The organism is Streptomyces sp. NPDC001927, assembly GCF_053594455.1.
In genome coordinates this window covers 186,696-211,599 of record NZ_JBSFEN010000015.1, presented here as the reverse complement: position 1 = coordinate 211,599, position 24,904 = coordinate 186,696, and the positions used below count along the sequence as shown (strand labels likewise).

Annotated in this window: 20 protein-coding genes; 10 read left to right on the top strand and 10 right to left on the bottom strand. The window is 71.4% G+C overall.

The features are described from left to right. Together ACWCO8_RS34490 and ACWCO8_RS34485 are read right to left on the bottom strand one after the other, a co-directional pair. On the bottom strand, positions 1-1,413 hold the full coding sequence (locus ACWCO8_RS34490) for a 4-hydroxyphenylacetate 3-hydroxylase family protein (protein ID WP_451035507.1): 1,413 nt from the start codon (positions 1,411-1,413) through the stop codon (positions 1-3). Between the two features lie 143 nt (positions 1,414-1,556). Next, on the bottom strand, positions 1,557-2,537 hold the full coding sequence (locus ACWCO8_RS34485; RefSeq protein WP_451035506.1) for an AraC family transcriptional regulator: 981 nt from the start codon (positions 2,535-2,537) through the stop codon (positions 1,557-1,559). Between the two features lie 117 nt (positions 2,538-2,654). Here ACWCO8_RS34485 and ACWCO8_RS34480 point away from each other — a divergent pair, with 117 nt between their 5' ends. The 5 genes from ACWCO8_RS34480 to glgB all read left to right on the top strand — a co-directional run bounded on the left by ACWCO8_RS34480 (position 2,655) and on the right by glgB (position 11,747). Further along, on the top strand, positions 2,655-3,596 hold the full coding sequence (locus ACWCO8_RS34480; RefSeq protein ID WP_451035505.1) for an SDR family oxidoreductase: 942 nt from the start codon (positions 2,655-2,657) through the stop codon (positions 3,594-3,596). 392 nt (positions 3,597-3,988) lie between these two features. Next, positions 3,989-5,974, top strand: a complete 1,986-nt coding sequence (locus ACWCO8_RS34475) for an alpha-1,4-glucan--maltose-1-phosphate maltosyltransferase (RefSeq protein ID WP_451035504.1) — start codon at positions 3,989-3,991, stop codon at positions 5,972-5,974. Further along, the gene (treS, locus tag ACWCO8_RS34470; protein ID WP_451035503.1) at positions 5,971-7,680 is read left to right on the top strand and encodes a maltose alpha-D-glucosyltransferase; all 1,710 of its coding nucleotides are present in this window, start codon (positions 5,971-5,973) and stop codon (positions 7,678-7,680) included. The genes ACWCO8_RS34475 and treS overlap by 4 nt, the downstream gene beginning before the upstream one ends. 241 nt (positions 7,681-7,921) lie before the next feature. Beyond that, entirely contained in the window at positions 7,922-9,265 is a 1,344-nt protein-coding gene (locus ACWCO8_RS34465) for a maltokinase N-terminal cap-like domain-containing protein (protein WP_362003680.1), read from the top strand. Between the two features lie 211 nt (positions 9,266-9,476). Next, complete coding sequence (gene glgB / locus ACWCO8_RS34460) at positions 9,477-11,747, top strand: 1,4-alpha-glucan branching enzyme (RefSeq protein ID WP_451035502.1); 2,271 nt, start codon at positions 9,477-9,479, stop codon at positions 11,745-11,747. 19 nt (positions 11,748-11,766) lie between these two features. Here glgB and ACWCO8_RS34455 read toward each other — a convergent pair whose 3' ends face one another. Beyond that, a complete protein-coding gene (locus ACWCO8_RS34455) occupies positions 11,767-14,001 on the bottom strand; it encodes a HelD family protein (RefSeq protein WP_451035501.1) in 2,235 nt (744 codons plus the stop codon). Positions 14,002-14,054: 53 nt separating this feature from the next. Between ACWCO8_RS34455 and thrS the strand changes: the two genes are divergently transcribed. Next, positions 14,055-15,569 carry a threonine--tRNA ligase gene (gene thrS, locus ACWCO8_RS34450; RefSeq protein WP_451035500.1) on the top strand — a complete coding sequence of 505 codons (1,515 nt, stop codon included), beginning with the start codon at positions 14,055-14,057 and terminating at the stop codon, positions 15,567-15,569. 4 nt (positions 15,570-15,573) lie between these two features. Here thrS and ACWCO8_RS34445 read toward each other — a convergent pair whose 3' ends face one another. The 5 genes from ACWCO8_RS34445 to ACWCO8_RS34425 all read right to left on the bottom strand — a co-directional run bounded on the left by ACWCO8_RS34445 (position 15,574) and on the right by ACWCO8_RS34425 (position 18,600). Beyond that, a complete protein-coding gene (locus tag ACWCO8_RS34445; RefSeq protein WP_451035499.1) occupies positions 15,574-16,653 on the bottom strand; it encodes a zeta toxin family protein in 1,080 nt (359 codons plus the stop codon). Between the two features lie 50 nt (positions 16,654-16,703). Next, positions 16,704-17,195, bottom strand: a complete 492-nt coding sequence (locus ACWCO8_RS34440; RefSeq protein ID WP_451035498.1) for a hypothetical protein — start codon at positions 17,193-17,195, stop codon at positions 16,704-16,706. A gap of 53 nt (positions 17,196-17,248) precedes the next feature. Continuing rightward, complete coding sequence (gene trxA, locus ACWCO8_RS34435) at positions 17,249-17,587, bottom strand: thioredoxin (RefSeq protein WP_451035497.1); 339 nt, start codon at positions 17,585-17,587, stop codon at positions 17,249-17,251. Positions 17,588-17,591: 4 nt separating this feature from the next. Continuing rightward, on the bottom strand, positions 17,592-17,984 hold the full coding sequence (locus ACWCO8_RS34430) for a MerR family transcriptional regulator (protein ID WP_451035496.1): 393 nt from the start codon (positions 17,982-17,984) through the stop codon (positions 17,592-17,594). Between the two features lie 61 nt (positions 17,985-18,045). Continuing rightward, on the bottom strand, positions 18,046-18,600 hold the full coding sequence (locus ACWCO8_RS34425) for a GNAT family N-acetyltransferase (RefSeq protein WP_451035495.1): 555 nt from the start codon (positions 18,598-18,600) through the stop codon (positions 18,046-18,048). Positions 18,601-18,651: 51 nt separating this feature from the next. On the opposite strand from ACWCO8_RS34425, the gene ACWCO8_RS34420 reads away from it, so the two are divergent. Further along, on the top strand, positions 18,652-19,236 hold the full coding sequence (locus ACWCO8_RS34420) for a TetR/AcrR family transcriptional regulator (protein WP_451035494.1): 585 nt from the start codon (positions 18,652-18,654) through the stop codon (positions 19,234-19,236). On the opposite strand, the gene ACWCO8_RS34415 is transcribed toward ACWCO8_RS34420, so the two are convergent. After that, positions 19,212-19,754 (bottom strand): Lrp/AsnC family transcriptional regulator, encoded by a 543-nt coding sequence (locus tag ACWCO8_RS34415; protein ID WP_451035493.1) that lies wholly within the window; start codon positions 19,752-19,754, stop codon positions 19,212-19,214. The two genes, ACWCO8_RS34420 and ACWCO8_RS34415, sit on opposite strands and share 25 nt — an antisense overlap. A 44-nt stretch (positions 19,755-19,798) precedes the next feature. On the opposite strand from ACWCO8_RS34415, the gene ACWCO8_RS34410 reads away from it, so the two are divergent. From ACWCO8_RS34410 to ACWCO8_RS34400, 3 genes are all read left to right on the top strand, one after another. Next, on the top strand, positions 19,799-20,692 hold the full coding sequence (locus tag ACWCO8_RS34410; protein WP_451035492.1) for an NAD-dependent epimerase/dehydratase family protein: 894 nt from the start codon (positions 19,799-19,801) through the stop codon (positions 20,690-20,692). After that, positions 20,692-21,579: an aldo/keto reductase gene (locus tag ACWCO8_RS34405; RefSeq protein ID WP_451035491.1), complete on the top strand. Its 888-nt coding sequence runs from the start codon at positions 20,692-20,694 to the stop codon at positions 21,577-21,579. Before ACWCO8_RS34410 ends, ACWCO8_RS34405 begins: the two co-directional genes overlap by 1 nt. 122 nt (positions 21,580-21,701) lie before the next feature. Then, positions 21,702-23,165 (top strand): glycoside hydrolase family 16 protein, encoded by a 1,464-nt coding sequence (locus tag ACWCO8_RS34400; protein ID WP_451035490.1) that lies wholly within the window; start codon positions 21,702-21,704, stop codon positions 23,163-23,165. Between the two features lie 265 nt (positions 23,166-23,430). Here ACWCO8_RS34400 and ACWCO8_RS34395 read toward each other — a convergent pair whose 3' ends face one another. Beyond that, the gene (locus tag ACWCO8_RS34395) at positions 23,431-24,846 is read right to left on the bottom strand and encodes a cation:dicarboxylate symporter family transporter (protein WP_451035489.1); all 1,416 of its coding nucleotides are present in this window, start codon (positions 24,844-24,846) and stop codon (positions 23,431-23,433) included. Between the last annotated feature and the right edge of the window lie 58 nt (positions 24,847-24,904).

Sequence of the window (24,904 nt, the reverse complement as noted above, 5' to 3'; positions counted from 1 at the left end):
TCACTTCTTCGTGCCCAGGTCGTACCCGTCCAGGCAGGTGCGTGCCAGGCTCTCGCAGGCGTCGGCGGCGCCCGCCCAGGTCTGCATGGTGAGGTAGACGTGCGGGGCGCCCTGGTAGAAGCGCTCGTACTGCTCGTGGCGGCCCGCGAACTCCGAACCGAGCGCGTCCCAGGCCAGCTTGAGGAGCTTGAGCCGGTCCTCGGCCGGGTCGCCGGGGGTACGGACGTACCGCTGGATCAGCGGCCCGAGCTCGGGATGGAGCAACTCGCGCCCACTGGCCGGGGTCTGCAGCAGGGCACCACCGGCGAGCAGCTTGATGTCGGCAACGGCCCGCGGATAGATCTCCCCGGCCATGATCCGCTGCGCGAAGGAGATCTCCTGCCCCGGCCGCACCCCGCCGCGCCCACCGGAGACCGGCTCCCAGGACGCCTCCGCGCCGAGGACGAACGCCTTGGCCTGGGCGACCATGCCGAGCAGCCGCCCGATGGCCTGCGTGACCTGCGGAATGCCTTCGGTCCCATTCGACCGGGCGAGGAGGATGGCGAGACCGGTGAGGAACTCCAGCTTGGTCCAGAAGCGGGTCGAGGACTGGTGCGTGAAGTGCAGATAGGCGGGCGTCTGCCACCAGATGGCTCCGGTCGCGGCCACGTCCCGGTAGGTCAGCACGCGCTCCCATGGCACGAACACGTCCTCGCAGATGAGCAGCGCGTCGTTCTCGTCGTACCGCGAGGAGAGCGGCGCGTCGAAGACGGACCGGGCGTTGCCTTCGTACGAGGTACGGGAGACGAGCTTGAGACCGGGTGTGTCGACGGCCACGGAGAAGGTCACGGCCCGTTCGACGGCCTCGGCCGGAAGCGGCTCGATGGTCCCCACGAGGATCTCGTCGGCGAAGACGGCCCCGGTGCCGATGGTCTTGGCCCCCCGCACCACGATCCCGCCGTCGCGCTCCTCGACGACCCGCACGCCCTCGCTGGCGGGGTCGGTGATGGTGAAGGCGCCGTACAACCCGCCCTCGGCGAGCCGCCGATGATAGGCGAGCGCGTGCTCGGAGCCGTCGAAGCCCTCGGTGGTGAAGACCTCGGGCGCGGCGGCGAACCCGGCGGCACCGGAGGCCATGTAGTCGGGGGTCCGGCCGAGGAAGCCGTAACTCGCCTCCGCCCACACCTTGTACGCGAGACGCCGGGCGACGAGATCCTCGTAGGAGCGGGGCACGGCGTACGCGCGGTGCACCCCACCGGAGAGGAGCGTCTCACCGTGCGCCGAGTCGTGGGCGAGGTCGAAGAGCCCGGCGAAGGAGGCCGCGGTGGCCCGGAAGGCGGGGTGCGCGGTGACGTCCTTGATCCGCTCCCCGTCGAGCCAGATCTCGCGCCCGTCGCGCAGCGCCTCCAGATACTCCTGCCCGGACCTCGTCACGGTGGTATCGCCTCTCCTCGTACGTCACGGCTGACTGCCGGTCCCGAGCCTTCACGGCCCGGCACGCACGAGGCAATGAACGTCCGTCCAGCGGTCCTTAAGAACCGGCCAGCCTCCGTGCGTTCACGCGGCATTTGTACGGATCAGGCGGCGTGGCACATGCCCGCCCGATACTCCCCCGGTGTCATCCCGAACCATTTCCTGAACGCCAAGTGGAATCCGACCGCGCTCTGGTAGCCGACCCGGGAGGGGACGGCGGACTGCGGGAGGGAGGTCTCGGAGAGCAGGCGGGCGGCCTCCTGCATGCGGCGCGAGGTGAGGTGGCGGGCCGGTGACTCGCCGACGAGTTCGCGGAAGGCGGCCGTGAACGCCGAGCGGGACATGCCGACCTCGCGGGCGAGCGAGTCGATGGTCCACGGCTGGGCGAACCGGGTGGCGATCATCACCACCGCCTGGCTGATCCCGGGATGCCGGAGCAGCGGCAGCGAGGTCGGGTTGTCGGCGAGGTCGCGCAGGAGCGGGCGGAGCGCGAGGACGAGGGCCATCTCGAAGGCACGCAGCGTGATGAGCCGGTCCCCGGGGCCGACCGGGCGGTCCGGGGCGGCGAGCAGCCGCAGGGTGTCCCGGAGCAGCGGCTCGCGGTCGACCTGGGCGCCGTCCAGGACGAGCGCCCAAGGCAGCGAGGTGTAGAGCCCGCTGGCCGCGCTGGCGTCGTAGTGGAGTCCGGCGCACAGCAGCCGGCTCACCGGTCCTGTGCCGTCGATGCGGATCTCGCCCGAGGTGCCCGGCTTGCGTTCGGGCAGGACGGCCCTGAGCGGCACGCCCTGCCGGTCGGGCCGGTCGGAGAGCCGGTGGGCGCTGCCGGTGGGGAAGACGATCAGGTCGCCCGCGTTCAGCTCCAGCGGCGGGTGGCCGTCGCCGGTGATCCAGCAGCCCCCCTCGACGATGTAGTGGAGCACGGCACAGCTCTGCTCGGCGTCCCCCTCGATGGCCCAGGGTGCGCGGACGTGCCAGCGGCTGTCGAAGACGCCGGTCAGCCGCAGCGGTTTGAGCAGTTCGCTCAGGAGGTCCTCGGCCTCGTCTTCCTCACGCCGGTCGTCACGGTCGGTTGCCACGGTGTCCATGGACGATCCTTCAACTTCCGCCCCGGTTTGTTAATTGAACGGTGTGAGCCGCCGCCGCCAGCCTGAGAGAAGACGTCACGGCAGCCACCACACCCTACCGAAGGGCCTCTACGACACATGTCCAGTCAGATACCGATGCGGGTAGCGGTCGTGGGAGCGACCGGTTTCCAGGGCGGCGCGATCGCGCGGCTGCTCGTCGAGCGGCACCACCGGGTGCGGACGCTCACCCGGCGCCCCTCGGGCGACCGGCCGCCGCTGCCGGGCGCCCTGTTCGTGCCGGGCGACCTGGCCAGACCCGCGGACGTGCGGCGGCTGTTCGAGGGGACGACGCACGGGGTGGTGACGCTGCCGCTGGTGTACGAGCCCGAGCGGATCCGCGCCTACGCCCGGAACGTGGCCCACGCGGCCCTCGCGGCCGGCACCGTGCGTCTGGTCCTGAACGCCAACACCCGGGTCCCGCAGGGCCCGACGTCGGTGGCCGCGTTCGAGACGCGGCGGATCGCCGAGGAGGAGCTGCGCGCCAGCGGCGTCCCGCTGGTCGTCGTACGGCCGCCGGTCTATCTGGACAACCTGTTCTCGCCGTGGAACGGACCGGCCCTGGTGGACGAGGGCGTCCTCGCCTACCCGCTGCCCGCGTCCACGCCGACGGCCTGGCTCTCCCACCGGGACCTGGCGGAGGCGGTGCACGCGGCGCTGACCGGCGAGGGACTGGAGGGCCGTACGTTCGACATCGGCGGGGACCGGTCGCTGACGGGCGACGAGCTGGCGGCCGCGTTCAGCCGCGGCCTCGGCCGCACGGTGCGGTACACGCAGCTGGCGCCGGAGGTGTTCGAGCGCGGGCTCGGCCGGCTGCTCGGCCCGGAGACCGCGGCGGGCGTCGCGGGGATCTACCACTACATGGCGACGGGCGCCGACCCGCTGCTGCTCGCCGCCGACGACGGGGTCTCGGCGGAGGTGCTCGGGGTGCGGGCGGCCCCGGTGGAGGAGTGGGTGACGCGTCAGCCGTGGCAGGTGTGGTCCGGCGACGCGGAGGAGCAGTCGCCCTCGGCCCAGGGCTGAAGATCAGGAACACGCTCCACGACCGGCCTCGTCCCTCAGGGACGGGGCCGGTTTCCCGTGTCGGGGCGCTTGCCCGCGCGACTACGCCCGAGTAGTTAACAAAGCGCCGGATTGCCCACCCGAAGTGGGTGGAAGGCTCCCCCGGTACAACCCCGTGTCACCCGTGCACGAACCCTCGCACGAAGCCCCGCACGAACCCCTGGACAAAGCCCGTACGTACACCCCGTGTCACCCCGTAGAAACCCCCGTACGTACACCCCGTAGACCCGCCATCCGAGTGAACGCGGACAGGAGCGGCCATGCCCGCAACCCGCCAGCCGTCGACGGAGCTACAAAGAGCGCACCACCACCCGCACCCCCGTACCCCCTCAGGTGATGCTGTGAATCCGCTCATGGGACGCATTCCCGTACTCGACGTCCGCCCCCTGGTCGACTGCGGCCGCCGGCCCGCGAAGGCGGTGGCCGGGGAGACCTTCGAGGTCACCGCCACCGTCTTCCGCGAGGGCCACGACGCCGTCGCCGCCAATGTCGTGCTGCGCGGCCCCTCCGGCCGTCCCGGCCCCTGGCTCCCGATGCGTGAACTGGCCCCCGGCACCGACCGGTGGGGCGCCGAGGTCACGCCGGACGCCGAGGGGCTCTGGACGTACACGGTCGAGGCGTGGAGCGACCCGCTGGCGACCTGGCGACACGCCGCGAAGATCAAGATCCCGGCCGGGATCGACTCCGAGCTCGTCCTCGCCGAGGGCGCGGAGCTGCACGAGCGCGCCGCGAAGGGCGTCCCGAAGAAGGGCGGCGGCCGGGAGGCCGTGCTCGCGGCCGCCGACGCGCTCCGCGACGGCGCCCGGCCCGCCGCCGCCCGGCTCGCGGCGGCGCTCGCCCCGCAGGTCACCGGGGCGCTCGACCGGCACCCGCTGCGCGAACTGGTCAGCTCCTCGCCCGCGTTGCCGCTCCGCGTGGAGCGCGAGCGGGCGCTGTACGGCTCCTGGTACGAGTTCTTCCCGCGCTCGGAGGGCGTGAAGAAGGTACGGGGCAGGACGGTGGCCGGGACGTTCCGTACCGCGGCCGAGCGGCTGCCGGCGATCGCCGCGATGGGCTTCGACGTCGTCTACCTCCCGCCGATCCACCCCATCGGCACCACGCACCGCAAGGGCCCCAACAACGCCCTCGCGGCGAGCCCGAGCGATGTCGGCGTGCCGTGGGCGATCGGCTCCCCGGAGGGCGGGCACGACGCCGTCCACCCGGATCTGGGCACGATCGAGGACTTCGACGCCTTCGTGGCGCGCGCCCGCGAACTGCGCCTGGAGATCGCGCTCGACTTCGCGCTCCAGTGCTCGCCCGACCACCCGTGGGTGGAGAAGCACCCGGAGTGGTTCCACCACCGCGCGGACGGCTCGATCGCGTACGCGGAGAACCCGCCGAAGAAGTACCAGGACATCTACCCCATCGCCTTCGACCAGGACATGAAGGGGATCGTCGCCGAGACCGTCCGGGTACTGCGGCACTGGATGGACCACGGCGTACGGATTTTCCGGGTGGACAACCCGCACACCAAGCCGGTGGTGTTCTGGGAGCGCGTGATCGGCGAGATCAACGGCACCGACCCGGACGTGATCTTCCTGGCGGAGGCGTTCACCCGGCCCGCGATGATGCGCACGCTCGGCGCGATCGGCTTCCAGCAGTCGTACACGTACTTCACCTGGCGCAACACCAAGGCCGAGCTGACCGAGTACGCGACCGAGCTGTCCGGCGAAGCGGCCGCGTCCATGCGGCCGAACTTCTTCGTGAACACCCCGGACATCCTGCACGCCTACCTCCAGGAGGGCGGCCGGCCGGCCTTCGAGGTGCGGGCGGTGCTCGCCGCCACCCTCTCGCCGACCTGGGGCGTGTACGCCGGCTACGAGCTGTGCGAGGGCACCGCGCTGCGCACCGGCAGCGAGGAGTACCTGGATTCGGAGAAGTACCAACTCCGGCCCCGAGACTGGGAGTCGGCGGAGCGTGCGGGCGCCTCGATCGCGCCCCTGATCACCACGCTCAACCGGGTGAGGCGTCGCCACCCGGCCCTGCGCCGGCTGCGGAACGTGCACTTCCACACGACCGACAACGAGGCGGTGATCGCGTACAGCAAGCGCTCGGGGTCGAACACCGTTCTGGTGGTCGCCAACCTCGATCCGCACCACACCCAGGAGGCCACGGTCTCGTTGGACATGCCGGAACTCGGCCTCGACTGGCACGAGACCGTACCGGTGCGCGACGAGCTCACCGGTGAGACCTATCACTGGGGCAGGGCCAACTATGTGCGCCTCGAGCCGGGCGTCACGCCCGCGCACGTCTTCGCTCTGCGACCGTCCCCGTCGACCGGAGGGTCACCCACACCATGACTGTCAACGAACCCGTCCCCGACACCTTCGAGGACACGCCCGCCAAGGACCGTGACCCGGACTGGTTCAAGAGGGCCGTCTTCTACGAAGTACTCGTGCGGTCCTTCCAGGACAGCAACGGGGACGGCGTAGGCGACCTCAAGGGCATCACCTCCCGCCTGGACTACCTGCAGTGGCTGGGCGTCGACTGCCTCTGGCTGCCGCCGTTCTTCAAGTCCCCGCTGCGGGACGGTGGCTACGACGTCGCCGACTACACGTCCGTGCTGCCGGAGTTCGGCGATCTCGCCGACTTCGTGGAGTTCGTCGACGCGGCGCACCAGCGCGGCATGCGCGTGATCATCGACTTCGTCATGAACCACACGAGCGACGCGCATCCGTGGTTCCAGGAGTCGCGCGCCCATCCCGACGGGCCGTACGGCGACTACTACGTCTGGGCCGACGACGACAAGCAGTTCCAGGACGCCCGGATCATCTTCGTCGACACGGAGACCTCGAACTGGACCTTCGATCCGGTGCGCAAGCAGTACTACTGGCACCGGTTCTTCTCGCACCAGCCGGACCTCAACTACGAGAACCCGGCGGTGCAGGAGGAGATCCTCTCGGCGCTGAAGTTCTGGCTGGACCTCGGCATCGACGGCTTCCGGCTCGACGCGGTGCCGTACCTGTACCAGCAGGAGGGGACCAACTGCGAGAACCTCCCGGCCACCCACACCTTCCTGAAGCGGGTCCGCAAGGAGATCGACGACCACTACCCGGACACGGTGCTGCTCGCCGAGGCGAACCAGTGGCCCGAGGACGTGGTCGACTACTTCGGGGACTTCCCCTCGGGCGGCGACGAGTGCCACATGGCGTTCCACTTCCCGGTGATGCCGCGCATCTTCATGGCGGTACGGCGGGAGTCGCGCACCCCGGTCTCGGAGATCCTGGCGAAGACCCCGGCGATCCCGGACGGCTGCCAGTGGGGCATCTTCCTGCGCAACCACGACGAGCTGACGCTCGAGATGGTCACGGACGAAGAGCGCGACTACATGTACGCGGAGTACGCCAAGGATCCCCGGATGCGGGCGAACATCGGCATCCGGCGGCGGCTCGCCCCGCTGCTCGACAACGACCGCAAGCAGATGGAGCTGTTCACCGCGCTGCTCTTCTCGCTGCCCGGTTCGCCGGTGCTGTACTACGGCGACGAGATCGGGATGGGCGACAACATCTGGCTCGGCGACCGTGACGGGGTGCGGACCCCGATGCAGTGGACGCCGGACCGGAACGCGGGCTTCTCGTCCTGCGATCCGGGGCGGCTGACGCTGCCGGCCATCATGGACCCGGTCCACGGCTTCCAGGTGACCAACGTGGAGTCGGGGATGGCCTCGCCGTCCTCGCTGCTGCACTGGACGAAGCGGATGATCGAGATCCGTAAGCAGAACGTGGCCTTCGGGCTCGGCTCGTACACGGAACTGCCGTCCTCCAACCCGGCGGTGCTCGCCTTCCTCCGGGAGTCCGGCGACGACCTGGTGCTCTGCGTGAACAACTTCTCGCGGTTCGCGCAGCCGACGGAGCTGGATCTGCGGCAGTTCGACGGGATGAGCCCGGTGGAGCTGATCGGGCAGGTGCGGTTCCCGGCGATCGGGCAGTGGCCGTACCTGCTGACCCTGGCCGGTCACGGCTTCTACTGGTTCCGCCTGAAGAAGAGCCGGTTGGCGACTTCCTGACACATCGTCAGCCAACTGCCCGGGGTGGAGCGGGTTTCCCCCGCGCCACCCTGGGCACTGTGTCCCACACACAGTCGATTCAGGTCCATACGGGCCTTCTTGTCGGGCCCATACGGATCTTCCCCATCCGACACGTCCCGCACATCCGGACAGCCGAAGCCGCCATCCGGGACACTCTGCGCATTTGAACTCGATTCACGCGAACTCGAATCTGCGCCCCCCGGGGAAAGGACGCGATGCCATGCCGGAGACCGCATCCACCACCCGGGCCCCGGCCGCCCTCCTTCCGTCACTCGCTCCCCTGCTCCATGAATGGCTGCCCCGGCAGCGCTGGTTCGCGGGCAAGGGCCGCCGGGTCACCGGATTCACCCTGGAGGCGGCCACGGAGCTGCTGCCGCTGGACGGCACGGGACCCGGACTGCTGCATCTCCTCGTCCGGGTGGAGCAACCCGGCCGACCGACCGGCACACCGGCGGACTGCTACCAACTCCTCCTGGGCGTACGCACCCAACTGCCACCGCGCCTGGCCCCCGCCCTGATCGGGCGGATCCGGCAGGGCCCGCTGGCGGGCCGGGCGGTCTACGAAGGGCTGCGGGACCCGCGGCTCGCCGGGCTGCTCTACGAACGGCTGCGTACGCCCGGCCGGATCGGCCCGCTCACGTTCCAGGGCACGGCCGAACTGCCCGCGTCGCTCGCGCCCCGGGTCCTGGACGCGGAGCAGTCCAACTCCTCGCTCGTGTACGGCGATACGTACATCCTGAAGATCTTCCGCCGGGTCAGCCCCGGGGTGAACCCGGACCTGGAGCTGCCGCTCGCGCTCGCCCGCGCGGGGTGCGCGCGGGTACCGGCGCCGGTGGCCTGGTTCGAGTCGGGCGCGAGCACGCTCGGCGTCCTCCAGCCGTACCTGCGGGACTCGCGCGACGGCTGGCGGCTCGCGCTCGACGCCCTGGCGGAGGGCCGCGAATTCACCACGGAGGCGCACGCGCTGGGCCGTGCGACAGCGGAGGTGCACCTGGCCCTGGCGACGGCACTTCCCACGGAGGCGCTGCTCCGCCCCCAGACGGAACACCTGGCCGCCGAGATGGACCAACGCCTCCACGCGGCCGCGCAGGCGGTGCCGGCGCTGCTGCCGCACGTACCGGGGCTCCGGTCGGTCTTCGCGGCGGCGGGCGAGGGCTCCGGGCACCTCCAGCGGATCCACGGAGACCTCCACCTGGGCCAGACGCTCCGGGCGGCGGACGGCGGCTGGTCGGTGATCGACTTCGAGGGCGAGCCGGCGAAGCCGCTCGCCGAGCGCTGCCGCCCGCAGCCGGCGGTCCGCGACGTCGCGGGCATGCTCCGCTCCTTCGACTACGCGGCCCGCACGCACCGCCCCTGGTCGCCCGAGTGGGCGGCGCGCTGCCGCGCGGCGTACTGCACGGGCTACGCCGAGACCTCGGGCACGGACCCCCGCGAGGACCCGGCACTGCTGCGCGCCTACGAGACGGACAAGGCGGTCTACGAGGTCCTCTACGAAGCCCGCCACCGCCCGGACTGGCTCCCGGTCCCGATGGCCGCGATCGAACGCCTGGCGGGCGGGGAGTGAGCACCGCCCCCTACGCGACGGAACGGCGCCCTCGCGGGCGCCTCCGCCCCGTACCCCCGCCCGCCCGGCGCCGCCCACCCGGCGCGCACGCGTGCGCGGAGCCCGTTCGGCGGAGTGTCCTGTGCGGGACTCGCGCCGTTGCGGTTGCGTGGGAACCGGCGCGATTTTCCTCAGCCCCACACCTACCGATCCCCTTGCAGGAGGCATCCCCGTGACCGCCCGATCCGCTCGCAAGACGGCAGCGCCCCCGGCCAAGACGCCCGCTCCCCGGGCCGCCCAGGAGGCGGTACGGAAGGCGCCGCCGCTCGACCCCGGGGACCGCGCGCGACTGCTCGCCGGGGAGCACCACGATCCGCACGCCCACCTCGGCGCGCACGCCGTCCGCGGTGGCGTCGCGATCCGGGTCCTGCGCCCGTACGCCCGTGAGGTCGCCGTTCTCGCCAAGGGCAAGCGCGTCACCCTGCACGACGACGGCGACGGCTTCTTCTCCGGGCTGCTGCCCCTGCTGCGCAAGATCCCGCCGTACGAGCTCCGGGTCCGCTACGACGGCGACGAGCAGCCCGTGGAGGACCCGTACCGCTTCCTGCCCGCCCTCGGCGACCTCGACCTCCACCTCATCGGCGAGGGCCGGCACGAGGAGCTGTGGAAGGCGCTCGGCGCCCGCCCGATGGTCCACCAGGGTGTCTCCGGCACCCGGTTCACGGTCTGGGCCCCCAACGCCCGGGGCGTCCGCGTCACCGGCGACTTCACGCACTGGGACGGCACGGCCCTGCCGATGCGCTCGCTGGGCGCCACCGGCGTCTGGGAGCTGTTCGTGCCCGGGATCGGCGAGGGCGCGGTCTACAAGTTCGACATCGCCCGCCCCGACGGCTCCCACACGCTGCGCGCCGACCCGATGGCCCGCCGCGCCGAGTGCCCCCCGAACACCGCGTCCGTCGTCACGGACTCGTACCACGAGTGGGACGACGCCGCGTGGATGGCGAGCCGTGGAGACCGCCCCCACCACGAGGCACCGCTCTCCGTCTACGAGCTGCATCTCCCGTCCTGGCGGCCGGGCCTGACGTACCGGCAGCTCGCCGAGCAGCTCCCCGCCTACGTCTGCGATCTCGGCTTCACGCACGTGGAGTTCATGGCCGTCGCCGAGCACCCCTTCAGCGGCTCCTGGGGCTACCAGGTCACCGGCTACTACGCGCCGACCTCCCGCCTCGGCACCCCCGACGACTTCAAGTACCTCGTCGACGCCCTGCACGGCGCCGGGATCGGGGTCCTGATGGACTGGGTGCCCGCGCACTTCCCGCGCGACGACTGGGCGCTCGCCGAGTTCGACGGCCGGCCGCTGTACGAGCACGAGGACCCGCGCCGCTCGGCCCACCCGGACTGGGGCACGCTGGAGTTCGACTACGGCCGCAAGGAGGTACGGAACTTCCTCGTCGCCAACGCGGTGTACTGGTGCGAGGAGTTCCACATCGACGGCCTGCGCGTGGACGCCGTCGCCTCGATGCTCTACCTCGACTACTCGCGCGAGCACGGCGAGTGGCTGCCGAACGAGTTCGGCGGCCGGGAGAACCTGGACGCGGTCGCCTTCCTCCAGGAGATGAACGCGACGGTCTACCGCCGCTGCCCCGGCGTCGTCACCTTCGCCGAGGAGTCGACGGCCTGGGACGGCGTGACCCGGGCGACCGACCAGGTCGGCCCCGGCGGCTTCGGCGGGCTCGGCTTCGGCATGAAGTGGAACATGGGCTGGATGCACGACTCCCTCGGCTACGTCTCGAAGGAGCCGGTGCACCGCAAGTACCACCACAACGAGATGACGTTCTCGATGGTGTACGCGTACAGCGAGAACTACATCCTGCCGATCTCCCACGACGAGGTCGTGCACGGCAAGCAGGCGCTGGTCTCGAAGATGCCCGGCGACTGGTGGCAGCGGCGCGCCAACCACCGCGCCTACCTCGGCTTCATGTGGTCCCACCCGGGCAAGCAACTCCTCTTCATGGGACAGGAGTTCGCCCAGGGCGCGGAGTGGTCGGCCGAGCACGGTCCCGAGTGGTGGCTGATGGACGAGACGTACCACTCGGCCGGTGACCACCGGGGCGTACGGGACCTGGTGCGCGACCTGAACACGGTGTACGGAGCGACCCCGGCGCTCTGGGAGCGGGACACCGCCCCCGAGGGCTTCCAGTGGGTGGTCGGCGACGCGGCCGAGGACAACGTCTTCGCCTTCCTCCGCTACGACGCCGAGGGTTCCCCGCTGCTCGCGGTCTGCAACTTCTCGCCGGTCGTACGGCACGACTTCCGGCTCGGCGTCCCGGACGCGTTCGCGGCCTGGGCGGAGGTCCTGAACACGGACGACGCGCGGTACGGCGGCGGTGGCGTGGCGAACACCGACCCGGTGAAGACCGAGTCGGTGCCCTCCCACGGCCGTGCGGCGAGCGTACGGATGACACTGCCGCCGCTGGCGACGGTGTGGCTGAGGCCCGCGTGACGCCCGGGCCGGGTGACGCTCAGGCCTGGTTGATGATCCCCAGGCGCTGAGTCGCCCGGGTCAGCGCCACGTACAGGTCGTTGATGCCGTGCGTGGCGCCGGCCCGGATGCCGTCCGGGTCGACGACCAGGACCGTGTCGAACTCCAGGCCCTTGGCCTGCCGCGGGTCGAGGACGACCACCGGCCGGGTCAGGTCCGGGTCGGGCCCGTGGGAGGCCTCCGGGAGCGCGGCGGTGAGCGCCGGGTGGAGGTCCGCCGGGGCGATCACGGCGAGGCGGGCGTCGTCGCGCGCCTCGGCGGCGACCGCGTCGGCGGCCTCCTTCACCGGGTCCTCGACGACGCGCCGCCAGGGCTCGACGCCCGTGGAGCGGACCGAGCGGGGCGGCTCGAAGCCCGGGTCGGCCTCGCGCCGGACGTCGGCGGCGACCGCCATGATCTCGGCGGGGGTGCGGTAGTTGACGCCGAGCCGTACGAGTTCCCAGCGGTCCTGCACGTACGGCGCGAGGATCTCCTCCCAGGAGCCGACGCCCGCCGCGTCACCGGTCTGCGCCGGGTCACCGACGAGGGTCATGGAGCGGGTCGGGCTGCGGCGCATGAGCAGCCGCCAGGTCATCGCGGAGAGTTCCTGCGCCTCGTCGACGATGATGTGACCGAAGGCCCAGGTGCGGTCGGCGGCGGCGCGTTCGGCGGCGCTGCGGTGGTCGGCCTCCTCGTGCCGCTCGGCGAACCGCTCGGCGTCGATGATGTCGTGCGCCGAGAGGACCTCGGCGGCGTCCTTGTCCAGCTCCTCCTTGTCCTCGAACTCGTAGGTCCGCGAGGCGTAACTGACGTCGAGGACGCCCTGCGCGTACTGGATCCGCTTGTCCCGCTCGGCCTCCTCGGCGGCGCGGGCGGCGGAGTCGTCCACGCCGAGCAGCTCGGCGGCCTCGTCGAGGAGCGGAACGTCGGAGGGGGTCCAGGGGCCGTCCTCCCGCCGGATCGCGTCCGCGTCCTCGTCGCCGGCGAGGTGGGTCGGCTCGGCGAGGTAGTCGGCGAGGAAGCCCTCGGGGGTGAGGGCGGGCCAGAGGGTCTCGATGGCGGCGTGGACCTCGGGGTTGGCGGCGATGCCCTTGGCGAGCAGGGCGATGTCGTCGGGGCCGAGGAAGTTGGGGCCGCCGTAGGGGTCGGCACCGATGCGGTCGGCGAGCTGGGCGGCGAGCGCGTCGAGGATGTTGAAGACGAAGTAGGGCCGGGCCAGGTTGTGCGGGAGGGCGGTCTCGCGGGCCTTGTGGCGCGCCTCCAGGGCCATGTCCCAGTCGATGACGAGGTCGCCGTCGTCGTGCCGGACGATCAGCGGCGCACCGCGCTCGGGGACCTGCTGCCGGTCCCGTACGGCGGCGGCGAGCGCGTCGGCCATCGTGGCGGCGCCCTTGACGGCGGCGGCGCGCGGGGTGTCCGTACCGGTGGCGCGGACGCCGGGGAACAGCTCGGCGGGAGTGGCGAGCAGAACGCCGGTCTCGCCGAGGGAGGGCAGGACGTTGCCGATGTAGCCGAGGAAGGCGGGGTTGGGGCCGACGATGAGGACGGCGCGCTTGGCGAGCTGCTCGCGGTGGGCGTAGAGGAGGTACGCGGCGCGGTGCAGGGCCACGGCGGTCTTGCCGGTGCCGGGGCCGCCCTCGACGACGAGGACGCCGCGGTGCGGGGAGCGGATGATGCGGTCCTGCTCGGCCTGGATGGTCTGCACGATGTCGTGCATGCGTCCGGTGCGGGCGGCGTCGAGCGCGGCGAGGAGGACCTCGTCGGCATCCCGGTTCTCGTGCCCGGTGCGGGTCGCGTCGGCGAGGTCGAGGACCTCGTCGTGGAGGGCGGTCACCTCGCGGCCGTGGGTGGTGATGTGCCGGCGGCGGCTGAGGCCCATCGGCTCGTACCCGGTGGCGAGGTAGAAGGGCCGCGCGACCTCGGCGCGCCAGTCGACGACGAGGGGCGTGCGGTTCGGGTCGTCCTCGCGGATACCGATGCGCCCGATGTGATGGTCGCGCCCGTCCCGGAACACGAGCCGCCCGAAGCAGAGCCCGGTCTCCCCCGCGTCGAGCGCGGCGAGCACCCCGGTCTGCTCGGCCACCAGCACGTCCCGCTCCAGACGCCCCTGGTTGCCGACCCAGGGCGCCTTCAGCGCGCTGCCGACGGCGGCCTCGGCGCGGTCCCTCAGAGCGTCGAGTCGTGCGTAGAGCTGTGTGATGAATTGCTGCTCTTTCCGAAATTCCTCGGTTGACAATTCGACTCCCGGCGCGATACAGTGCTTTTAGTGAACTTCTCCGTGCTTTCCCTGTGCGTGAACACGGAACTTCAAAATATACGCGATACATAACCCCGACTGTCAATTCTAGTCGGGGTATTTTTGTGCGCCATGGCGAGCGAAATTGCCGTGCGGCGGGGGAACGGTTCGGCTACCGTCGACGGTATGAAGCGTGGAGCGGTCATGACGACGACGCCGGAGAGTGTCCCGGCGCGCTGACCGCTGTTCTCACGTCACGAAGCCCCGGGGCCGAGCGCCCCGGGGCTTCGTCGTTCCTCCCTCGGTGGCAGCTCGCCCCACCCCACCGGAGGAGAAGCGAGATGGAGCACGATCACCGCAGGCTGGGCCGCGAGCTGGAGCTGTTCGGGACCGACCCGCTGATCGGGGCGGGCCTGCCGTACTGGCTGCCCGACGGGGCGGCCGTACGGCACGCGTTGGAGGAGTACGTCCGCGAGGTCGAGCGGCGCGCCGGGTACCGGCACGTGTACTCGCCCGTCCTCGGCAAGCGCGAGCTGTACGAGATCTCCGGGCACTGGGCGCACTACAGCGACGACATGTTCCCGCCCATGGAGCTCGGCGGCGAGCAGGTCGTCCTGCGGCCCAGCCTCTGCCCGCACCACGCGGTCATCTACCGCTCCCGCGCCCACAGCTACCGCGAACTCCCGCTGCGCATGGCCGAACTCGGCCCCATGTACCGCTCCGAACTCTCGGGCGTCCTGGGCGGGTTGACCCGGGTCCGGGCCATCCAGCTCAACGACGCGCACATCTTCTGCACCCTGGACCAGGTCCGGGACGAGACCGCCGGCGCGCTCGAGCTGATCCGGCGGGCGTACGAGGCGATGGGCATCGAGCCCGCGCGGTACCGGCTCTCGCTGCCCGGGCCCGGCGGCAAGTACGTGGACGCGCCGGAGCTGTGGCGGCGGTCGGTCGCCCTCCTGTCGGAGGTCCTCGACGCGTCGGGGCTGCCGTACGAGTCCGCCGAGGGCGAGGCCGCGTTCTACGGCCCGAAGATCGACGTCCAGGTCGCGGACGGCGCGGGGCGGGAGTCGACCCTGTCGACCGTACAGATCGACTTCCACCAGCCGGAACGCTTCGACCTGAGCTACATCGGCGCCGACGGCGCGAAGCACCGGCCGGTCATGGTCCACCGGAGCGTCGTCGGCAGCGTCGAGCGGGCCGTCGCCCACCTCCTCGAAGCGCACGGCGGCGCGTTCCCCGGCTGGCTGGCCCCCGTCCAGCTCGTGGTCCTCCCGGTCGCGGAGTCCGAACGCCCCGCCGCCGAGGCCCTGGCCGCCCGATGCGTCGAGCGCGGGCTGCGGGCGGAGGTGGCGGGCCCGGACCGCGGCACCCTGGGCGCCCGCATCCGGGAGTCCCGCCTCGTCCCGTACCAGGCGGTCATCGGCGCGCGGGAGGCCGTGGGCGGGCAGGTGGCCCTGCGACTGCGCGACGGGCGCAGGCTCGACCCGCTGGCGGCCGACGAGGTCCTGCGACGGATCGAGGCCCTCGTCGGCGCGTACGGCACCGCGCTGTGGGACGACCAGGGGTGATCGGTCAACGATCGATGCCCGTGCCGCGCGTCGGTCCTGGCGCGGGCGGTGGCGGTGTCGTCGGGGTCGCGGGGCCTCGGGGGGCAGGGGGCCGGGTCGGGGTCAGTGTCACGCCGGGCATGAACGCGGCGCCCGGGTTCACCCGTACCGTCGTGTCGCCTTGCTGGAAGGCCTGTGCGGGGGCGGCTCCGGGGACCGGCGGGGCGGCCGGCTTCACGCCGAAGTCGCCCCGGTCGGTGGTGATCAGCCCCGTGGCAAGACCGCGTTCGGCGAGCTTTTCGGCGTTCTCGCGGCCGATGGAGTAGCCGCGGCCCGTGCTGGTGTCCGCGTACAGACTCCTGATGAAGCCCTCGGGCGCCATACGGCCGCCGTACCAGTCGTTCCCGGCGTCGAACTCCTTGCGACCCGTCAGCCAGCGGTCGGCGTTCTGCTCAAGGCACAGCTGCTCGGGGACCTCGACGGACAGCACCACGCGCTTGTCGTAGCCCTCCTGCTGAAGGTCGTTGAGGAGGGTCGCGGTCCAGTCGAAGGCCCGCAGGGACTGGTCGTAGAGCAGGTTGTAGCCCTCGGCGCGAGCCCACTTCTCGATGAGGTTCTGGACATGGCCCGACTCCCTGTGGACCAGGGAGGCCTTCTCCGACGGGGCGAGCGGGCGGCCGTCGGACAACCGGTCGAGAGAGGCGGGCAGTTCCGGGGCGCCGCCGAGCTCGAAGAGCGCCACCTTGAACTCGTCCGGGTCGAGCACGACGTAGTCGTCGAGGTCCACGCCGTGCACACGGCGCAGCTCGTCACCGAGTTCGGAGTCCTGCCTCTCCCACTGCGCCACGTTGCGCTGCGCCCTGCCCTTGCCGGAACCAGGCGCTCCGCCGGTGAAGAGCACGGCATGACCGTCGCGGGGCTTGTCCCTGCACTGCTCCTTGAACCGCTCCATGAGCGCGACATGCAGACCTTTGCGTTGACGAGTCCACGCTCCCGCCTCCATATGGCGGTTCGTCGTGTCGTACTCGCCCGCCATCGTGAGGTCCCCACCAGCGCCCATCCGCTGCTGCAGCTCCTTGTAAAGCTGAGCGTATTCCCCCGTCACGCGCCCATCTCATTTCTATCGATGCCCGAGACCGGACTTCTGAGGACTGGTCAGAACCCACGCCGCTTGAGAACCGGCCGGATGACCTCGATGTCCTCATCTGTCAGTTGGCCGAACGCCCAGGCCTGATTGACCACGCCCAGGTGGTTGTCCTGGTGCGTCGGCGCCATGTGCGTCGGGTCGAACCACTCCTCCTCGAAGTCCCAGGCGCCGATGGTCGCCAGGGCCTCGTCGCGGGGGATCTCGCCCGCCGCGTAACGCTCGATGTACGCACGCAGCGACGGCCTCCTGTCGGTGGGGCCACCCCTCCGCCGGGCCACCTTCGCGAGGATCTCCCCCAAGTCGTCGTTCGACAGCTTGCCGAGCGACCGCGCCTGATTGATCACGGCCATGCTGTTGTCCTGGATCGGCTGCTCGGCGGTGTAGTACCACACCACGTCGAAGTCCCACGCGGCGATGGCCGCCAGGGCCTCGTCGCGGGGGATCTCGCCCGCCGCGTAACGCTCGATGTACGCACGCAGCGACGGCTTCTCGTCGGTCATGACTCCCACCCCGGCCTCTCTGTCCGTCCTCGCCTCGGGCGATCCTGCCAGACCTAGGGCCTGGCCGACGGCAGTACGTCGTCCAGTTCCTGGAGGAGGCGGCGCTTCGGGCGGGCGCCCACCAACGACTTCACGGGTTCGCCGGCGCGGAACACCATCAACGTCGGTGTGGCGAGGACGCCGTAGCGGACCGTCGTCTCCGGGTTGTGGTCCACGTCGATCTGGACGATCTTCAGGCGGTCCCGCTCCTCCGCCGCGATCGTCTGGAGCACCGGCCCCAGCTGGCGGCACGGGCCGCACCAGTCCGCGGTGAACTTCACCAGGACCGGCAGCTCCGCGCCGAGGACCTCGGTGTCGAAGTCCGTGTCGCTCACGTCCGTCACGTGGGTCATTCCGTCAGCCTCCGAGTTCGCATGTGGGTTCCGGGCCGCCCGGCAGTTCCGCCTCGGCCCGCAGCAACTGCGCCGCGACCTGCGCGCGCACCGTCTGGAGCTGGTCCACGAGGGCGTCCAGCTCCGCCAGTTTGCGGCGGTAGACGTCGAGCGAGGCGGGACACGCGTCCCCCGCCGGGTGGCCGGCGCGCAGGCACTCCACGAACGGCCTCGTCTCCTCCAGTTCGAACCCGAAGTCCTGCAGGGTCCTGATCTGGCGGAGGAGGCGCAGGTCGTCCTCGTCGTACGTGCGGTAGCCGTTCTCCGTGCGCCGGGCGGCCAGGAGGCCACGGGACTCGTAGTAGCGCAGAGTCCGCGTGGTCGTTCCGGCCCGCTCGGCCAGCTCGCCGATTCGCATGGGCCCGAACGTACGCCTTGACGTCGGCGTCAAGGCAAGGGCGACGGTTCCCGCGCCCCCGTCAGGCGCGGCGGCTCTTGCGCCAGTCGCCGGCCAGGACCGCCCAGCCCTGCGTGTCGTGGCGGACGCCTTCCCACGGCCACGACTCCCGCTCCACGCCCTCGAGGACCATGCCGAGGCGTTCCGCCACCGCCGCGCTGCGCGCGTTGTCGGCCCGGCAGTGCCACGCGGCGCGGTGCAGGCCCCGGGTGAGGAAGGCCCAGTCGAGCAGGGCGGCGCACGCGGGGGTGATGAGGCCCTGGCCCTCGGCCGCCGGCTCCAGCCAGCAGCCGACCTCGCAGGCGCCGGAGGCCGCGTCGAAGGACGTGAACATGACGCCGCCGACGAGCGTGCCGTCGAGCCAGATGCCGTAGAGGCGGGCGCCGTCGGCGGCCTGCCGCTCGGCGTAGCGGAGGAGGGTCGCCCGGGCGCCGTCGAGGCTGTCGGTGACGAAGGACGCCCCGACCCACGGCCGGATGTGCTCGCGCGCCCGGTCCATGTGGGCGGCGAACTCCTCGGCGTGCCATGTCTCCAGCGGGCGCAGGAGGGCGTTGTCCCGGAGGGGGAGGGAGAACATGGCGGCGACCCCATTCGCATAACAAGTGTTACGGCTATGTACAGTAGCAGCATGCCACGCGCCAAGGGGGACCACGAGGCCCGCCGACTCGAAGTCTCGGAGGCGGTCTGGCGCGTACTCGCCACCCGTGGGTTCGGCGGGCTGACCCTGCGGGCCGTCGCCACCGAGCTGGGCGCGACGACCGGTCTACTGACCCACTACTTCCCCGCCAAGAGCGATCTGGTCGCGCACGCCCTCGACCTGCTCGAACAGCGCACCGACAGCCGCGCCCGGCGCGCCTCGGGGACGGGCCTCGCGGCGGTACGGAACGCCCTGCTCGACATCCTGCCGCTGACCCCCGAGGCGACCGACTCCAACCGGATCTGGGTCTCCTCCTGGGACACCGCGCTCGCCGACGAGGCTCTGCGCGCCGACTACGCCGGCAAGTACGCGCGCGGCCGCGACCGGCTCCGGGACGCCGTCGCCGCGGCCCAGGAGCTCGGCGAGCTGTCCCCCGGCGACCCGGCGCGCATCGCCGCCGGCGCCCTGTCCTTCGCCCTCGGCCTGGTCGTCCAAGCGCTGCTCGACCCGGCGGCCTTCCCGCCCGACCGCCAGGTCGAGCTGCTCGACGACTACGTGGCCGCGCTCGCTCCCTGACCGGCCGGCGGCAGCAGGGGCTTCCGCTCGACCGGGGACGACAGGACGATCGAGGTCGTCGTGCGGCCGAGGGCCGAGGTCTGTTCCAGGATCTCTTCGAGGTGGATGGTGTCGGTGACGGCGACCTTGAGGAACCAGCAGTCCTCGCCGACCACGTGGTGGACCTCGACGATCTCCGGACGGGCGGTCAGCTCCAGCGTCCTGGGGTGTTTGAGGGTGTAGCCGCCGTGCGGGTTCACGCGGATGAAGGCCTGGATGCCGTAGCCGAGCCGGGCCGGGGAGACATGGGCTCCGTAACCGGTGATCGCCCCGCACGCCTCCAGCCTCCGCACCCGCTCGGTGACGGCCGCCGGGCTCAGCCGGACGCGACGGCCCAGCTCGCTGAGCTTGATCCGGCCGTCCTCCTGGACGAGCTCCAGGATCTGCCGGTCGATGGGGTCGAAGGCCGCTACCGAGGTTTCGTTGGCGGCGGGACGCAGATGCCGTGGTTCCTTCGGTGCGGCGGCCGTGACTCCCATGCTTCCCCCTTCATCTGACGAGCGCCCAACGTAACACTTGTCGTATGGACATTCTGATCATCGGCGGGAACCGCTATTTCGGAAAGCGGCTGACAGCCCGTCTGCTGAATTCCGGGCATTCCGTCAGCATCCTCAATCGGGGGTCTTCCGGTGCGGTGGAGGGGGTTTCTCATATCGTCGCCGACCGGAATGACGAAGGCGCCCTGGAACGCGCGCTCGGCGCGCGGACCTTCGATGTCGTCGTCGACCAGGTCTGCTACACCCCGCGCCAGGCCGCCCTCGCCCGGCGGGTTTTCGGGCCGCGCACACGGCGCTATGTGATGACGTCGACGGTCGAGGTGTACGAGTACGAGGACTCCACCGCGCCCGTACGGGAGGAGGCCGTCGACCCGCGGACCGTCACCGTCGATCCCGACCTCTCCTGGGAGGACCCGGAGTTCCTCGACGCGCACTACGGAGAGGGGAAGCGGCAGGCGGAGGCGGTCTTCGCGGCCGAGCCCCCCTTCCCGTACACGGCGGTCCGGGTCGCCCATGTGCTCGGCGGCGCGGACGACTTCACGGGGCGGGTCGGCCACTACGCGGACCGGATCCGGGCGGGCGAGCCGATCGCCGTACCGCCGGTGAACCAGCCGGCCACCTATGTGTATGTCGAGGAGATCGCGGAATTCCTGGCGTGGGTGGTGGAGCAGGATTTCACCGGGGCCGTCAACGCCCATTCCCACGGCCCGCTCACCACCGCCGAGATCTGTGCGGAGATCGAGCGGCAGGTGGGCGGACGGACCGTGTTCCGGGAGATCGAGGTCGGCGAGGTGTCGCCGTTCTCCTTCGCCCGCTCGTACGGAATGGACAACTCCCGCGCGACCGCTCTCGGATTCTCGTTCCGGAATTCCGCGGAGTGGCTCGGCCGGGCGCTCTCCGAGACGCTGGGGGCGCGCTGATGCGGTACCGCATGCTCGGAGACGTACGGGTCGGGGCGATCGGACTCGGCGCCATGCCGCTCTCCATCGAGGGGCACCCGGACGAGGCCCGCGCCCTGGCCACCGTCCACGCGGCGCTCGACGCGGGCGTGACGCTGCTCGACACGGCGGACTCCTACCACCCGCCCGGCGGCGAGCCGGGCGCCGGCGAGCTGCTGGTGGCGCGGGCACTGGCCACGTACGGGGGTCGTGGCCGGACCGAGGGCGCCCTGGTGGCGACGAAGGGCGGGCGGGGGCGGACCGCCGACGGCGGCTGGACCGTGGACGGGCGGCCGGAGCACCTGCGGCGGGCGGCCGAGGCGTCGGCGCGGCGGCTCGGCGTCGAGACGATCGGGCTCTACCAGCTCCACAAGCCGGACCCGGCCGTTCCGTACGCGGAATCGCTGGGCGCGCTACGGGAGTTGCTGGACGCGGGCACGATCCGGCTGGCCGGGATCTCGAACGTGGACGGGGAACAGATCCTGCTCGCGCGGGAGATGCTCGGCGAGCGGCTCGTCTCCGTGCAGAACCGGTACTCCCCCGCCGTACGGACCGCCGAGGCCGAGCTGCGGCTCTGCGCGGAGCTGGGGCTCGCGTTCCTGCCGTGGAGCCCGCTGGGCGGGATCTCGCGGAGTTCGCTCGACGGGGCGTCGGACCTGGCGGAGGACCCGGAGTTCGGGGGGTTCCACCGGGTGGCGCGGGCGCGCGGGGTGAGCCCGCAGCGGGTGGCGCTCGCGTGGCTGCTCGCGCGGTCGGAGACGGTGCTTCCGATCCCGGGCGCCAGTCGCCCGGAGACCGTACGGGATTCGGCGGCGGCGGGCGAACTGGTGCTGGATGCACGGGAGTTGGCCGAGCTGGACGCCGACTAGGCGTTCGGTCGGGCTTCAGCGGTTGGACACACCGCACCCATTGACGGGTGGGGTGTGTCCAACTACAAAAGCTTGCTGAGAGCGCTCTCAGGCGCTCGTCCCCCCAGCGGAGGTGTTCTCCCTTGAGCTCCTTGAGCCGCGTCAGACGCACCCCACTCCTCGCCTCGCTCCTCGCCGCCGCCCTCGCCGCGGGCGCCCTCATCGGCCTCGGCGGCGCCGGTACCGCCAACGGCGCCGTACCCCCGGCGCCCGGCTGGTCGCTCCAGTGGAGCGACGACTTCAACGGCCCCGACCGCGCCCTCCCGAACGGCGCCGAGTGGCAGATAGACACCGGTCACGGCTACCCGGGCGGCCCCGGCAACTGGGGCACCGGAGAGATCCAGAACTACACGTCGAGCCCCGACAACGTGCGCCTCGACGGCACCGGGAACCTCCGTATCACCCCGCTCAAGGACGGCGCCGGCAACTGGACCTCGGCCCGCGTCGAGACGAAGCGCGCCGACTTCAAGGCCCCCGCGGGCGGCACCCTGCGCATCGAGGGCCGGATTCAGATGCCGAACGTGACCGGGGCCGAGGCCGCCGGCTACTGGCCCGCCTTCTGGGCGCTCGGCGCGCCCTACCGGGGCAACTACTGGAACTGGCCCGCCATCGGCGAGTTCGACATCATGGAGAACGTCAACGGCATCAACTCGGTCTGGGGCGTGCTGCACTGCGGCGTGAACCCGGGCGGCCCGTGCGGCGAGACCACCGGCATCGGCGCCAGCCGCGTCTGCCCGGGCGCGAGCTGCCAGTCGGCCTTCCACACGTACCGCTTCGAGTGGGACCGCTCGACCTCCCCCAACGCGCTGCGCTGGTACGTGGACGACCAGCTCTTCCACAGCGTCGACGAGAACCGGGTCGGCGCGCAGGCCTGGGCCGACATGACCAGCCACGCGGGCTACTTCCTGCTCCTCAACGTGGCGATGGGCGGCGCCTTCCCGGACGCCCTGGGCGGCCCGACCCCGACCGCCGCGACGGTCTCGGGACGGCCGATGCTCGTCGACTACGTGGCCGTGTGGACGAAGGGCGGCGGTACGACCCCGCCGACGACTCCCCCGACCACCCCGCCGCCCTCGGGCTCCTCGCAGCTGTACCTGCGGACCGGCGCGGGCGCGGGTGACGCCCAGGCGTCCGCCGCGACGGTGACCCTCGCCTCGGCGGGCGGCGCCAACCACGACGGCACCCCGGCCGACCCGCAGGTCTTCACCTCGGGCCCGATCACCCGGACGTACAACGGCGGCGCGACCCAGTTCGACCTGTTCGTGGACGCCGGCTCGGTTGTCGCCAATGGGCAACAGGTGCGCGTGAGTTACGACCGTACGGGCGACGGGAGCTGGGAGCGCGTGGAGACGTACGCGTACTTCGCGACCGATCCGGTACCGGGGTACGAGCACTACACCCAGGCGAGCGGTCTGAAGTCGGCGACCGGCAGCCACGGGAACCTGACGAACGGACGGGTCCGCGTCGAGGTCTGGAACGCGATCGGCAACGGGCCGAGCACCGTCGGCGTGGGCAACCAGTCGGTGGTCCGGATCCCGTTCTCCTGACGGAGCGCGAACGGGAGCACGAAGGGGCACCCCCGGCCGCGTGTGCGGCCGGGGGCGCCCCGTACCCCGGAGCCCGGATCCGGCTCAAGGCCCGGGAGCCGGGGCGGTCTTCGGATCCGATGTCTTGGATCCAATATCCATGATCCTGGATCCAATGCACCGTATCCAAGGCTCTGGACGCGATGCGTCGGATCCGGGATATCGGCCGGAGGGATCGGATCCAATATCCGATATCCAATGGCCGATGCCCGGTGTCCGATCCGGCTCAGACCGTCGCGCGGGTCTTCTGGTCCGGTACCGGTGTGTCCTCGTCCGGCTCGGACGACGCCGGGCCGTGGTCGTCGACCAGGGTCTTCTCGTCGAAGGGGACCCGCCCGGCGAGGACCTCCGCGACGCGCTCCTTGTCGATCTCCTTGGTCCACGTGCCGACGAGGACGGTGGCGACGGCGTTGCCCGCGAAGTTGGTGAGGGCGCGGGCCTCGCTCATGAAGCGGTCGATGCCGACGATCAGGCCGACGCCGTCGACCAGTTCGGGGCGGTGGGACTGCAGGCCGCCCGCGAGGGTCGCCAGGCCGGCGCCGGTGACACCGGCCGCGCCCTTCGACGCGATGATCATGAAGACGAGGAGCGAGATCTGCTCGCCGACCGAGAGCGGGTTGCCCATGGCCTCGGCGACGAAGAGGGAGGCCATCGTCAGGTAGATCGCCGTGCCGTCGAGGTTGAAGGAGTAGCCGGTCGGGACGGTGATGCCGACGACGGGCTTGCTGACGCCCAGGTGCTCCATCTTCGCGATCAGCCGGGGCAGCGCGGACTCGGAGGACGAGGTGGAGAGGATCAGCAGGAACTCGCGGCCCAGGTACTTCAGGAGCGTGAGGATGTTGACGCCGGCGACGATCCGCAGCAGCGCGCCCAGGACCACGAAGACGAACAGGGCACAGGTCACGTAGAAGCCGATCATGATGACCGCGAGCGACTTCAGGGCGTCGATGCCGGTCGCGCCGACGACCGCCGCCATGGCGCCGAACGCGCCGATCGGGGCGACCCACATGATCATGGCAAGGATCCGGAAGACGAGGCGCTGGATGTGCCCGATCCCGCGCAGCACGGGCTCCCCGGCCCGCCCCATGGCCTGCAGCGCGAAGCCCGCGAGGAGGGCGACGAGCAGGGTCTGCAGCACCTCGCCCTCGGTGAAGGCGGAGACGAGGGTGTGCGGGATGATCCCGAGCAGGAAGTCCGCCGTGGACTCGCTCGTCCCGTCGGCCTGCTTGGCGCCCGCCTCGGCCAGCTCCTTGGTGAGGTGGAGGCTGGAGCCGGGCTCCAGGATGTTGCCGACGAGCAGACCGATCGCGAGGGCGACGGTCGACATGACGAGGAAGTACCCGAGCGCGAGCCCGCCGACGGCACCGACCTTCGCGGCCTTGCGGACCGAGCCGACGCCGAGGACGATCGTGCAGAAGATGATCGGGGAGATCATCATCTTGATCAGGTTCACGAAGCCGGTGCCGAGTGGCTTGAGTTCGACGGCGAAGTCCGGCGCCACGAAGCCGACCGTGACGCCCAGGAGCACGGCTCCGATGACGGCGATGTACAGATAATGGGTCCGGTCCCGCTGTGCGGCCACGGGGTCCTCCTCGTGCTGATGGGGGTGTCCACGTCCCGGTGGATCCCCGCGACTATCCATCAGCCTGTGACCCGGGTCACGCTTGCGTTCGTTTCGTTCATGGCCGAACTGTCACACT

What these genes read in the sequence shown, in the direction of transcription:
- ACWCO8_RS34485 (WP_451035506.1), bottom strand. Translation starts at nt 2,537, where the DNA reads ATGGACACCGTGGCAACCGACCGTGACGACCGGCGTGAGGAAGACGAG.
- ACWCO8_RS34480 (WP_451035505.1), top strand. Translation starts at nt 2,655, where the DNA reads ATGTCCAGTCAGATACCGATGCGGGTAGCGGTCGTGGGAGCGACCGGT.
- ACWCO8_RS34475 (WP_451035504.1), top strand. Translation starts at nt 3,989, where the DNA reads ATGGGACGCATTCCCGTACTCGACGTCCGCCCCCTGGTCGACTGCGGC.
- treS (WP_451035503.1), top strand. Translation starts at nt 5,971, where the DNA reads ATGACTGTCAACGAACCCGTCCCCGACACCTTCGAGGACACGCCCGCC.
- ACWCO8_RS34465 (WP_362003680.1), top strand. Translation starts at nt 7,922, where the DNA reads ATGCCGGAGACCGCATCCACCACCCGGGCCCCGGCCGCCCTCCTTCCG.
- ACWCO8_RS34440 (WP_451035498.1), bottom strand. Translation starts at nt 17,195, where the DNA reads ATGACCGACGAGAAGCCGTCGCTGCGTGCGTACATCGAGCGTTACGCG.
- trxA (WP_451035497.1), bottom strand. Translation starts at nt 17,587, where the DNA reads ATGACCCACGTGACGGACGTGAGCGACACGGACTTCGACACCGAGGTC.
- ACWCO8_RS34430 (WP_451035496.1), bottom strand. Translation starts at nt 17,984, where the DNA reads ATGCGAATCGGCGAGCTGGCCGAGCGGGCCGGAACGACCACGCGGACT.
- ACWCO8_RS34425 (WP_451035495.1), bottom strand. Translation starts at nt 18,600, where the DNA reads ATGTTCTCCCTCCCCCTCCGGGACAACGCCCTCCTGCGCCCGCTGGAG.
- ACWCO8_RS34420 (WP_451035494.1), top strand. Translation starts at nt 18,652, where the DNA reads ATGCCACGCGCCAAGGGGGACCACGAGGCCCGCCGACTCGAAGTCTCG.
- ACWCO8_RS34415 (WP_451035493.1), bottom strand. Translation starts at nt 19,754, where the DNA reads ATGGGAGTCACGGCCGCCGCACCGAAGGAACCACGGCATCTGCGTCCC.
- ACWCO8_RS34410 (WP_451035492.1), top strand. Translation starts at nt 19,799, where the DNA reads ATGGACATTCTGATCATCGGCGGGAACCGCTATTTCGGAAAGCGGCTG.
- ACWCO8_RS34405 (WP_451035491.1), top strand. Translation starts at nt 20,692, where the DNA reads ATGCGGTACCGCATGCTCGGAGACGTACGGGTCGGGGCGATCGGACTC.
- ACWCO8_RS34395 (WP_451035489.1), bottom strand. Translation starts at nt 24,846, where the DNA reads ATGGATAGTCGCGGGGATCCACCGGGACGTGGACACCCCCATCAGCAC.